The sequence below is a fragment of the Polaribacter marinaquae genome (assembly GCF_038019025.1).
In the GTDB taxonomy this organism is placed as follows: Bacteria; Bacteroidota; Bacteroidia; order Flavobacteriales; family Flavobacteriaceae; genus Polaribacter; species Polaribacter marinaquae.
Genome location: NZ_CP150496.1, coordinates 1843014 through 1856066, shown reverse-complemented (window position 1 = coordinate 1856066; position 13053 = coordinate 1843014). Strand labels below are relative to the sequence as shown.

General features: G+C 30.0%; 10 protein-coding genes. 9 read left to right on the top strand and 1 reads right to left on the bottom strand.

Annotated features, from left to right (window positions below; all coding sequences use genetic code 11):
• Positions 1-53 precede the first annotated feature (53 nt).
• Both WG950_RS08340 and WG950_RS08335 read left to right on the top strand, forming a co-directional pair.
• The gene (locus WG950_RS08340; RefSeq protein WP_340931600.1) at positions 54-1874 is read left to right on the top strand and encodes a TonB-dependent receptor plug domain-containing protein; all 1821 of its coding nucleotides are present in this window, start codon (positions 54-56) and stop codon (positions 1872-1874) included.
• Between the two features lie 246 nt (positions 1875-2120).
• Positions 2121-2987, top strand: coding sequence for a cupin-like domain-containing protein (locus WG950_RS08335; protein WP_340931598.1), 867 nt, complete (start codon positions 2121-2123; stop codon positions 2985-2987).
• 291 nt (positions 2988-3278) lie between these two features.
• On the opposite strand, the gene rseP is transcribed toward WG950_RS08335, so the two are convergent.
• Complete coding sequence (gene rseP / locus WG950_RS08330; protein ID WP_340931596.1) at positions 3279-4625, bottom strand: RIP metalloprotease RseP; 1347 nt, start codon at positions 4623-4625, stop codon at positions 3279-3281.
• Positions 4626-4797: 172 nt separating this feature from the next.
• Here rseP and WG950_RS08325 point away from each other — a divergent pair, with 172 nt between their 5' ends.
• The 7 genes from WG950_RS08325 (at position 4798) to WG950_RS08295 (ending at position 13039) form a co-directional block, all read left to right on the top strand.
• Positions 4798-5478: an SCO family protein gene (locus tag WG950_RS08325; RefSeq protein ID WP_340931595.1), complete on the top strand. Its 681-nt coding sequence runs from the start codon at positions 4798-4800 to the stop codon at positions 5476-5478.
• Positions 5479-5530: 52 nt separating this feature from the next.
• A complete protein-coding gene (locus WG950_RS08320; RefSeq protein ID WP_077810830.1) occupies positions 5531-5761 on the top strand; it encodes a FeoA family protein in 231 nt (76 codons plus the stop codon).
• A complete protein-coding gene (gene feoB / locus WG950_RS08315; protein WP_340931593.1) occupies positions 5761-7872 on the top strand; it encodes a ferrous iron transport protein B in 2112 nt (703 codons plus the stop codon). The genes WG950_RS08320 and feoB overlap by 1 nt, the downstream gene beginning before the upstream one ends.
• Positions 7873-8080: 208 nt before the next feature.
• Positions 8081-8632 (top strand): DUF2911 domain-containing protein, encoded by a 552-nt coding sequence (locus tag WG950_RS08310; RefSeq protein ID WP_340931591.1) that lies wholly within the window; start codon positions 8081-8083, stop codon positions 8630-8632.
• A gap of 149 nt (positions 8633-8781) precedes the next feature.
• Positions 8782-12132, top strand: a complete 3351-nt coding sequence (locus WG950_RS08305) for a leucine--tRNA ligase (protein WP_340931590.1) — start codon at positions 8782-8784, stop codon at positions 12130-12132.
• A gap of 90 nt (positions 12133-12222) precedes the next feature.
• Positions 12223-12480, top strand: coding sequence for a SemiSWEET family sugar transporter (locus WG950_RS08300; protein WP_077810834.1), 258 nt, complete (start codon positions 12223-12225; stop codon positions 12478-12480).
• Between the two features lie 94 nt (positions 12481-12574).
• A complete protein-coding gene (locus WG950_RS08295; RefSeq protein WP_079737931.1) occupies positions 12575-13039 on the top strand; it encodes a hypothetical protein in 465 nt (154 codons plus the stop codon).
• The last annotated feature ends 14 nt before the right edge of the window (positions 13040-13053 follow it).

Below are 13053 nucleotides of genomic sequence, written 5' to 3'. Positions count from 1 at the left end.
AGTTTAATCGTCGTGAAAGTTACGAGTTTTGCATCATAATAAAATCATTATTCATGAAAATTAAATTTACCTTATTATTTGCTTTAGTTTTAAGTGCAATATCTGTAAAAGCACAAGAAAATACGGCACAAAGAGATACTTTAAAAGAAGTTGTAATTACAACAAATAGAATCGATTTACCTTTTAAAGAAAATTCTAGAACTATAAATATCATAACATCAGAAATTATAAAAAATAGTGCAGCTACAAACGTTGCAGATTTATTACAACAAGTAGCTGGTGTAGATATTAGAAGAAGAGGAACTGCAGGAAGTCAAGCAGATTTATACATTAGAGGTGGTGGTTTTGATCAAACTTTACTTTTAATTGACGGAATTAAAATGGACGATGCGCAAACAGGTCACCATACATTAAATGCTGCTTTGCCTATTGAAGTTATCGAAAGAATAGAGATTATTAAAGGACCAGCTGCAAGGGTTTTTGGTCAAAATGCGTTTACCGGCGCTATAAATATTGTAACTAAAAAAAGGTTAAAAAACACGGCTTCTTTAAATGTTGAAGCGGGTTCTTTTGGGCAATTAAACGGGTCTTTAACCGTTGGTAAAGAGTTTGAAAACACATCGATTATTGCGCATGTTGGTGCTTTAACATCAGATGGTTATAGAGAAAATTCTGATTACAATAATTTTAATTATTTCTTAAAAGGAGTTTTTAATAAGAACAATCAACCAATCGAGGTTTTAGCTACTTTTTTCGACAAAAAATTTGGTGCGCAAAACTTTTACACGCCAGAAGCTTTTGGTTTAAATGAATATGAGGAAACTCAGAATAGTTTATTAGGAGTTTCTACAACTTTTAAATCAGAAAATCTTAAAATTACACCAAGAATTTATTGGAGAAGAGGTCAGGATATTTTTCTATTAAAAAGAGATGATCCAGATTTTTATAGAAACCTGCATATTACAAATAAAGTTGGTGTAGAGACAAATGTATCTTATACGTCTAATTTAGGGGTTACCGGTTTTGGTGTAGATGTTTCTAGAGTTTTTATAAGTAGTAATAACTTGGGTAAAAGAAACAGAACAATGGCAAATGTGTTTTTAGAACATCGTTTTAAATTTGGTGCTGTAGATATTACTCCGGGTGTAGCAGCAACTTATTTTTCAGACTTTAAATTTCATGCATTTCCCGGTTTAGATATTGGGTTAAAATTGTCTGATAAGTTTAAATATTATTGGAATATTGGTTATACGTATAGAATACCAACGTATACAGATTTATATTACAATGACTCTAGTACAACCGGAAACCCTAACTTAAAACCAGAAGAAGCAATTGCGCAAGAGTTTGGTTTAAAATATACTGATCATAACTTTTTTGCAACATTATCTTTGTTTACCAGAGCTTCTGATAATATTATAGATTTTATTAGACAAAATGATGCTCAAAACAAATTTACAGCAACAAACATTGCTAAAGTAAATACGCAAGGTTTAGAGTTTAACGCTAATTATACATTTAAAATTAAAGATTTTGATCAGAATTTATCATTTGGGTATACATTTATAGAAGACGATATAAATGATCAAAACAGAAGTTTGTCTCGTTATAGATTAAACACTTTAAAGCATCAATTTATAACACGTTTTTCTACAAGGTTATTTAAAAATGTAAGTCAGAATATTATTTACAAGCATGCAGATAGAACCGTAGGACCAAGTTATAATGTTTGGGATGCTTCTGTAATTGTTACAGTAAATAAATTTAACTTTACAGTTACAGCAAATAATATTTTTGATGCAGAATATATAGAATCTGGTTTTTTACCAATGCCACCAAGCAACATTTTATTTGGTTTGCGTTACAATTTTTAAAAATTGTAGAACTTTATAGTTAATGAAATTAAAAAACCTGTTGAAAAACAGGTTTTTTTTATAAATTGAAGTTAACGGTAAATAACAGATGCTAATTAATAAAGTTTTATACAAATTAAATTAAGTCATTCATTCGAATTCAATAGAAATTACCAATACCATCATTTTTTGAAACGATCGGTTTTTTCCTTTAAATAAAGCGATTAATTTACAATTTCTTAACTTTGTCGCTTAATTTTTAATAGCATGAGTTTAAACTTATCTCAAATAGATACGGTAAAAACAATAACCAAAGAAGACTTTATAAAAAATTACTTTAAGCCACAAAGACCTGTAGTAATAGAGAATTTTGTAAATGATTGGCCTGCATATTCTAAATGGAATTTAGACTATATGAAGCAAGTTGCCGGAGACAAAGTAGTGCCTTTATATGATGATAGACCTGTAGATTTTAAAGATGGCTTTAACGAGCCGCATGCTAAAATGAAAATGTCTGAATATGTAGATTTGCTAAAAAGAGAACCAACCAAATTCAGAATTTTTCTTTGGAATATTTTGAAGGAAGTACCCGTTTTACAAAAAGATTTTAAGTTTCCAGATTTTGGTTTACGTTTGATGAAAGGTTTACCAATGTTATTTTTTGGTGGTAGAAATTCGCATACATTTATGCATTATGACATCGATTTGGCTAATATTTTTCATTTTCATTTTGAAGGAAAAAAAGAAGTAATTCTATTCGATCAAAAGCAAAATGATTTTTTGTATAAAATTCCGCATTCTTTAATTGTAAGAGAAGATATCGATTTTTCGAATCCAGATTTCGATAAATGGCCAGCTTTAAAGAAAGCGAAAGGTTATACTACACATTTAGAGCATGGGCAAGTGCTATATATGCCAGAAGGATATTGGCATTATATGAAATACATAACGCCAGGTTTTTCTATGAGTTTAAGAGCTATTGCTAGAAAGCCTAAAAACCTGTCTAAGGCAATTTACAATGTGTTTGTTATGCGAACAATAGACAATGTAATGAGGCGAATTAAAGGGCAAAAATGGATAGATTGGAAGAATGAAAAAGCAATTACAAGAACTAATAAGTTAAATGGCTTTTAAATAAGGTGATTTTACCTGTTGTTATATGTTTAGGTTTTTACTAAATTGCGAAAACTAACTAAACTTTTTATTTATGAAGGCATGTCCAAAATGTAAATCTGAATCTAGACATAGAATGAAGAGAAAAGGCATTTCTAGACTTTTTCCGGGTACAAAGGGCTATGCGTGCGATAAGTGTAACACGAGTTATACTTGGTTTCCTTTGATAAATAGATCTTTCAGATTATAAAAAAAGCTTCACAATTATAACAATTGTGAAGCTTTTTTTTACGAGTTAACTCTTTAAAGTTGCTACTTAAAGAGTCTAAATATATCATTTCCGTTTGCAAAAAGTAATAATGTAATTAGTAGAATAAAACCAACTACTTGTGCATATTCTAAGAATTTATCTCCTGGTTTTCTACCTGTAATCATTTCCCAAAGTGTAAAAACTACATGTCCACCATCTAAGGCAGGTATTGGTAAAAGGTTCATAAAACCTAGCATAATAGATAAGAAAGCAGTTATTTCCCAGAAAGATTGTGCACTCCAAGTGTCCGGAAAAATACTTCCTATAGAAATAAAACCACCTAAACCTTTATAAGCACCAGTACTTGGGTTAAAAATCTTTTTTAATTGTTTTATATAATCTGTTAGGGTTTTCCAAGATTTGTTTAAACCAGCAGGTATTGCTTCAGAAAAAGAATATTCTATTTCTTCTAAATCGTAATAACCTAAACGTTCTAAATCTTTAAAAGAGGTTCCGCCAAAAACTACGCCTAGGTTTCCGTAGTTAGAAACTTTTACGGGTATTTCTTTTGTTTCGTTGTTTCTTTTAACTGTTAAAGAAATGTCTTGTCCTTTATACTTTGCAAGTTCTTTTTTAGCTTCATCATAATAAGTAATTGATGTGCCATTAATTGCTGTAACAATATCTTTTGGTAAAATATTTGCATTTGCATTTAAAGAATCTTTTTGAACTTTTGCAATTACAAAAGGATATCTAACATTTAAAAAATTACCAGCATCTTTACCTCGATCCATTAATTGAGAAATAAAATTTTCTGGTATTTCCTTGTCTAAAACTTGTCCGTTTCTTTCTATTTGATAAGTGTTACCGTTGATGAATTCTAAAGATAATCCAGAGAATTTTTTTACTTTTTGACCATCAACAGTTAAAATTTTATCACCGGTTTGTAAGCCTAAGTTTTCTGCTAATTTATTTTCTACCCAAACTCCATCTTTTACATTTTCGTTTGGTAAATATTTTTCACCATAGGCCCACATTAGCATTATGTAAATAAAAATACCTAAAACAAAGTTTACAAAAACTCCACCTAACATTATAATTAAACGTTGCCATGCGGGTTTAGATCTAAACTCCCAAGGTTGTGGTGGCAAAGCCATTTGTTCGGTATCCATACTTTCGTCTATCATACCAGAGATTTTTACATAACCTCCTAACGGAATCCAGCCAATACCATAAACGGTTTCTCCTATTTTTTTCTTGAAAATAGAGAATTTATAATCGAAGAATAAGTAGAATTTTTCTACTCTAGTTTTAAACAATTTTGCAGGGATAAAATGCCCTAATTCATGCAAAACAATTAATAAAGATAAACTTAGTATAAATTGCGATGCTTTTATTAATATTTCCATTCAGCGTTAAATCATAATTAAATAAGAAACAAATGTAAGGTTTTCGAGAGAGTTGTAAAAGAACAATTACTACTAGCTTTTTTTATTTAACATAGATTTTAGATAGCTTTTGATTTTGTTTCCTTTTTTTGACTGTTTTTAAGTCGTATTTTTGCAATATAAACGTTGTATTATGGAAGTTAAATTCTTTAAAAAATCGATTCCGACACTTATTTTTTTAGCAGTTTTTTCTGCGGTTGCGATACCTGTTTTTTATCATTTGTTAAAAGTAGATACTAAGCTAAAAGTTTACAGTCCTGCAGATGTAAATCCGCGATTGGTAGATTTTTCTATGAAACATATTACAAAAGATCATACAATTGCAGATTTTGAACTAACAAATCAAAACGGAGAAATAATTACGAATAATACTTACAAAAATAAAATTTACGTAGCAGATTTCTTTTTTACACGTTGTCAAACTATTTGTATTGCAATGGCTTATAATATGAGCGAGTTGCAAGATTTTTACAAAAATGATAAAGATATTATGTTTCTTTCACACTCTGTAACACCTGTTATAGATAGTGTTTCTGTGTTAAAAGAATATGCAGAAAGAAAAGGAGTTGTAGATGGTAAGTGGAATGTAACCACAGGATCTAAACAGCATATTTACGAGCTTGCTAGAAAAAGTTATTTTGCTGTTTTAGATGAAGGAAGCGGAGATGAAAACGATTTTATTCATACAGAGCAATTTGTATTAGTTGATAAAGATAGGCGTATTCGTGGTTACTATGATGGTACGGAAAAAGAAGATATGGAGAAGTTAAAAAACGATATTGTTTTGTTAAAGGATGAATATGCATCAGAATAACTTGTTTAGAATCATTCTAAATGATTATCTTTGCTAATCCAAAAACAAAATATTGAGCACAATTGCATCTTTACATATTGGCGAAATGGGGTATATATCTGAAGAATCTTTAGATTTTATTCCGTTAAAATTACTAGAAATGGGTTGTTTGCCAGGAGCCGAAGTAGAATTGGTGCAAATAGCGCCTTTAAAAGACCCTTTATATATCTGTGTAAACGGTAGTCACTTGGCCATTAGAAAAGAAACAGCTTCAAAAATAAGAATCTTAAAAGCAAATTTATAATGCCTAAAAACGATATAAAAGTTGCTTTAATAGGAAATCCTAATACCGGAAAAACTTCTTTATTTAATCAACTAACAGGTTTAAATCAAAAAGTTGGTAATTATCCAGGAGTTACAGTAGATAAAAAGCAAGGTACAAGTAAATTATCTGCAACCCAAAATGCCTTAATTACAGATTTACCAGGAACATATAGTATAAATCCTACTTCTTTAGATGAAAGTATTGTATTAAAAACATTACTTAAAAAAGATATAAAAGAATCACCAGACGTAATTTTAGTGGTTGCAGATGTAGAGAACTTAAAAAGAAATCTTTTATTGTTTTCTCAAATTAAAGATTTAGAAATTCCGACAGTTTTGGCTATTAATATGGTAGATCAAATGACTAAGAAAGGAATTTCTATAGATTTATCTGCCTTAGAAAAAGAGCTAAATACCGAAGTAGTTTTAATTAGTGCCAGAAAAAATCAAGGAATCGAAGATGTTAAAGCGGCAATTATTCGTTGCCATGTTGCGGCAAAAGCAGCACCTTTATGCGGAATTAATTCTAAAATAGATCCAGATTATTTTTCTAAACTAAAAGAAATTAGCCCTAACTATTCTTTATATGAACTGTGGTTAATGGTAACGCAGAACAATTACCCAGATACCATAAGTAAAGAAGAAAAAGAAAAGTTACTTGCCTTTAAGCAAGATGTATTTAAGTTAAAAAAATATCAGCATAAAGAAACAATTTATCGTTATCAAGAGATAAATAAAATTTTAAAGAAAACGTATTTAGTAGATAAAAGTAAAGCTACAGATATAAGAAGTAAATTAGATAAAATTTTTACACATAAAATTTTTGGTTACGTAATTTTCTTTTTAATCCTTTTGGTAATTTTTCAATCTGTTTTTGATTGGGCAACAGTACCAATGGATTTTATTGATGCCACATTTGCTGATTTATCAAACTTTGTAAAAAGTAAATTAGCACCAGGTGTTTTAACAGATTTATTGGTAGAAGGTATAATTCCTGGAATTGGAGGAGTTATTATATTTATACCTCAAATTGCAATACTATTTTTATTTATTGCTGTTTTAGAAGAAACAGGTTATATGAGTCGTGTTGTTTTTCTAATGGATAAAATTATGCGTCGTTTTGGTATGAATGGTAAAAGCGTAATTCCGTTAATTTCTGGTACCGCTTGTGCAATACCAGCTATAATGGCAACAAGAACTATTTCTAGTTGGAAAGAGCGTTTAATTACAATTTTAGTAACACCATTTACAACCTGTTCTGCGCGTTTACCAGTTTATGCAATTTTAATTGCGTTAATAATACCGAATAAAAGAATCTTCGGATTTTTAAACTTACAAGGTTTAGTTTTACTTTCTTTGTATGGTTTAGGGTTTGCAACAGCAATTTTAGCAGCCTATATATTGCATAAAACTTTAAAAGTAAAATCAAAATCGTTTTTTATAATAGAAATGCCAAACTATAAGGTTCCTTCTGTTAAAAATATCTTTTTTGAAGTAGTAGAAAAAACAAAAGCATTTGTATTTGGTGCAGGTAAAATAATATTAGCCTTGTCTATTATATTGTGGTTTTTGGCTTCTAACGGGCCAGAATCTTTTAAAAATGCAGAGAAAAACATTACAGAAAATGTAGCAAACAATAATTTAAATGAAGACGAGTTAAATCAAAAAATAGCATCCTCTAAATTAGAAAACTCATATATTGGTATAATGGGGAAAACTATAGAACCAGTTATAAAACCTTTGGGTTATGATTGGAAGATAGGAATCGCTTTAATAACATCTTTTGCAGCTAGAGAAGTTTTTGTAGGAACTTTGGCAACAATTTATAGTGTAGAGTCTGATGATGAAGATACAACCACAATTAAAGAAAAAATGCGTTCTGAAGTAAATTTAGAAACAGGTAAAAGCCGTTTCAATTTTCCGGTTGGTATGTCTTTAATGGTGTTCTATGCGTTTGCTATGCAGTGTATGGCAACGTTAGCAATTGTAAAAAGAGAAACCAAAACCTGGAGATGGCCTTTAATACAATTATTTGGTATGGCTTTACTGGCTTATGTTTCATCGTTTATAGTATATCAATTACTAAGCTAGTGCAAGAGATAATCGTTTACATATTAGTAGTTTTAGCTGTTTTCTTTTTAGGTAAAAAGTATGTTTTTCCTGCAAAGAAAAAAGGAAATTGTAATACAGGTTGCGATTGCCATTAAAACTTAACAGAATATTAATTGTCTTTTCTTGTAATGATTTCTACTTTTGAAAGACTTGAAACAAATACATTAACAAAACATATTTTAAAAACATGAAAAAATCAATTTTAGCAATTGCAGTATTTGCAATTACATTATTTAGCGGTACAGATTCTTTTGCGCAAAAATGGAAAAAATTAGATGTAAGTCCTATGGATGCTTCTACGTTTCCTGACAATTGGAGAGAATCAAATAAGGTAGTAAAAGTTGTTTATGGTCGTCCGCAGTTAAAAGGTAGAGATTTAGCAAAATTAGCACCAGCAGGTAAAGTTTGGAGAACCGGAGCAAACGAAGCTGCAGAAATTACATTTTTTAAAGACGTATTTTTTGGTGGTAAAGCTGTAAAAGCAGGAACGTATTCTTTGTTTACAATTCCTTCTGCAGAAGGAGATTGGACAGTTATATTAAATAAAGCTAGAAACGTTTGGGGGCATTATACCTACAAAGAAATAGAAGATGTAATTAGAGTAAAAGGTACTGTTTCTAAATCCGAAGAAAATATAGAAGCTTTTTCTATGATTTTTGAAGACGATATGACTTTAAAAATGGGTTGGGCAAATACAGTAGTATCTGTGCCGATTAAAACAGAAATTATTGAAAAATAATTACAATTTAAAACTTGTAAAAAAGCCTTTTAATTTTTATTAAAAGGCTTTTTTATTTTTAAAATATCTTAACTGTTTAAGCAAGTACTTTTTTACTTTAATCTTCTAAAGATTAAATGTAAATTTGCACCCTATAATAAAAGAATCAAATGCAATATAATCATCAAGAAATAGAAGAAAATTGGCAAAATTTTTGGGCAGAAAACGAAACTTTTAAAGCCGAAAATAATTCTGAAAAACCAAAATATTACGTGTTAGATATGTTTCCTTATCCGTCTGGTGCAGGTTTACATGTTGGGCATCCTTTAGGCTATATTGCAAGTGATATTTATGCACGTTACAAACGTCATAAAGGTTTTAATGTATTACATCCGCAAGGGTATGATTCTTTTGGTTTGCCTGCAGAACAATATGCAATACAAACAGGGCAACACCCTGCAAAAACTACAGAAGCAAATATTGCAACGTATAGAAAACAATTAGATAAAATTGGTTTTTCTTTCGATTGGAGCAGAGAAGTAAGAACTTCTAGTCCAGAATACTATAAATGGACGCAATCCATTTTTATTGAGTTATTTAATTCTTGGTATAACAAAGATGCTGACAAAGCAGAAGATATTTCTAGCTTAGAAAAAATCTTTAATAAAGAAGGAAATGCAAATGTAAATGCAGTTTCAGATGAAGAGATAGCTATTTTTTCTGCGGATGAATGGAAAGCTTATTCAGCGAAAGAACAAGAAGAAATTTTATTACAATATCGTTTAACTTTTTTATCTGATACAGAAGTAAATTGGTGTCCGGCATTAGGAACCGTTTTGGCAAATGATGAAATTGTAAACGGAGTATCAGAAAGAGGAAGTCATCCGGTAATTCGTAAAAAAATGACGCAATGGTCTATGCGAATTTCTGCTTATGCACAACGTTTGTTAGACGGTTTAGAAAAAATAGATTGGCCACAACCATTAAAAGATTCTCAAACCAATTGGATTGGGCGTTCGCAAGGTGCTATGGTGACTTTTAAAGTAGAAGAAACTGCTGTAAATACATCATCAGAAGTAAAACTATCTTATAAAGAATTAGAAGATTTAAAAGAAGTTCGATTAAATTTAACCAAAGCAGAAACTACACTTTGGAATGAGTTAAAGAACAAAAAAGGAGCATCAAAATTTAGAAAAAAGTATACAATTGGTACTTTTATGGTAGACTTTGTATGTATAGCTAAAAATTTAATAGTAGAGTTTTCTGGTAAAGAAGATGAAGCTGAAAGAACAACTTATTTTAATAACGAAGGTTTTCATGTAATACGTTTTACAAATGAAGAGGTTTTAGATAATGTTGTAAAAGTAGTATCAGAAATAAATACAGCAATTCAGTTTCCGAAAGAAATTGAAAAAACAACTGTAAAAGAAGTTGTTAAAAAGAAAAACGAATATAAAATTGATGTTTTTACCACAAGACCAGATACTATTTATGGTGTAAGTTTTATGACGTTGGCGCCAGAGCACGAACTAGTTTCTAAAATTACAACAGACGCTCAAAAAGCAGAAGTAGAGGCTTATATTGCTGCAACAGCTAAAAGATCTGAACGTGATAGAATGGCAGATGTAAAAACAATTTCTGGTGCATTTACAGGTGCATATGCTATACATCCTTTTTCTGGTGAAAAGGTACAAATCTGGATTGGAGATTATGTTTTAGCAAGTTATGGTACAGGTGCAGTAATGGCGGTTCCTTGCGGCGATCAACGTGATTATGATTTTGCAAAACATTTTGGTATCCCAATTCCTAATATTTTCGAAGGCGTAGATATTTCTAAAGAAGCACACACAGATAAAGAAGGAACTGTAATTGCGAATTCAGACTTTTTATCAGGATTAAAATATAAAAAAGCACTAAAACTTGCCATTTACGAAATGGAAAAAAGAGGTTTTGGTTACGGTAAAATAAACTACAGATTAAGAGACGCTGTTTTTAGTAGACAACGTTATTGGGGAGAACCTTTTCCGGTTTATTATAAAGACGGAATGCCACAAATGATAGATGAAAAACATTTACCAATTGTGTTGCCAGAAGTAGAAAAATATTTACCAACAGAAGATGGTAAACCACCATTAGGAAATGCAACAGAATGGGCATGGGATTCTCGTGCTAAAAAAGTAGTTTCTAATGATAAATTAAAGAATAAAACAGTTTATCCTTTAGAATTAAATACAATGCCTGGGTGGGCAGGAAGTTCTTGGTACTTTAATCGCTATATGGATGCTTCTAATACAGAAGAATTTGCAAGCAAAGAAGCTTTAAATTACTGGAAAGAAGTAGATTTATACATTGGTGGTTCCGAACACGCAACAGGGCATTTACTATATGCTCGTTTTTGGCAAAAATTCTTGTTTGATAAAGGAATTGTGCCTGTAGATGAGTTTGCTAAAAAGCTTATAAACCAAGGTATGATTTTAGGAACTTCTGCATTTGTTTACAAAGCGACTCCGTTTGTTAAAAACGGTTGCGCAATAGACAAATCTAACGACGATGTTATCGAGAAAATACCGGCCGTTTTTGTTTCTAAAAATTTATTTACTTCTGATGACGAATTTGAAACTGTTGTTAAAAATTATTTATTAGATAAAGGTTTACTAAATCCTAATTACGCAGATTTAGTAATGATTGTTAAAACACCTTTGCACGCAGATGTATCTTTGGTAAATGCTTCGGATGATTTAGATATCGAAGGATTTAAAGAACATCCTTTAAATGCAGAGTATAAAGATGCCGCATTTATTTTAGAAGAAGGAGTTTATAAAGTTGGGCGAGAAGTAGAAAAAATGTCTAAATCGAAGTACAATGTTGTTAATCCTGATGATATTGTAAAAGAGTACGGTGCAGATTCATTGCGTTTGTTCGAAATGTTTTTAGGGCCGTTAGAGCAAGCAAAACCATGGAAAACTTCAGGTATTTCTGGTGTTTCTTCATTTTTAAAGAAGCTTTGGAAACTTTATTTTAACGGAGAAGAATTTTCTGTTTCTGATGATAAAGCAACCAAAGAAGAATTAAAAACATTACACAAAACAATTAAAAAGGTAGAAGAAGATATAGAGAATTTCTCTTTTAACACATCTGTTTCTACATTTATGATTGCTGTAAATGAGTTAACTGCTTTAAAATGTAACAAGCGTGAAATCTTAGAACCTTTATTGGTATTATTATCGCCTTATGCACCACATATTACAGAAGAATTGTATAGTAGATTAGGAAATAAAGAATCTATATCTACAGCAGCTTTTCCTGTTTTTGATGCAAAACATTTAGTAGAAAGTGCCAAAGTATATCCTATTTCTTTTAACGGTAAAATGCGTTTTACATTAGAACTTCCTTTAGATTTATCTAAAGAAGAAATCGAGAAAACAGTAATGGAGCACGAAAAAACAATAGCACAATTAGATGGTAGAACACCCAAAAAAGTTATTATTGTACCAGGAAAAATTGTAAATATTGTAGGTTAATAAAACCATATAAAATTTTAATAAGTAAGGAATTTGATATTTTTAAATATTGAATTCCTTCTTTTTTTGAAATCTGATTAAAGAATAATTATGAACGCTTTTTTTGAAATTATTGGTTTATTAGCAGCGCTACTAACTACCATATCTTTTTTACCGCAAGTATATAAAACATGGCAAACCAAAGATACTTCTGGGTTGTCTTTAACAATGTTTATTGTGTTTTTTTTAGGTATTGTTTTATGGCTTATTTACGGTATTTATTTAAATAGTTTACCCATGATTTTAGCCAATACAATTACAGCAGTATCTTCTATGTATTTAATAATTATGAAGTTGAAACATAAATAGAAAACATATTTTTAATGTGAAATTGATAAAGCCATTACAGTATTTGTAATGGCTTTTTATTTAACTATCTTGTCCTTTCTAAAATAAACTTCAAATGAAAACAAATTATTTCTTCTTTATATTGATTTTTGGAATGCTTTTTGGTGCCTGTAAACAAGAAGAATCCTTAGAAAAATATATGGCAAAAAGTTGGGAAACTAATTATTTAAAAATAGAAATGCCAACTTTTGAAAATACAGATTCTTTAAATGTTTTTGAAGATAAATTTGATAATAATCCTATACAAGTAGCCCAATCTAAATACAATTTAGATGGTACTTTTACAGCTTGGTTTTTAACCAATTCTAATCAGAAAATATTAGAAACCGATGGTACATGGAATGTGGTTGGAGATTCTTTGCAGGTTTCTTTTTTTTATAATAATAAAGAGATGAAGGTAAGTTACAAAATCACAAAAACAGAAGAAGGGTTTATGGGAGAAAGCAAATATGATTGGGATAACGATGGTGTTGCAGATGATTTTTTAACAATGAAAACGAAAGAAATTAAAACTGAATAATTTGAGTTTATTTA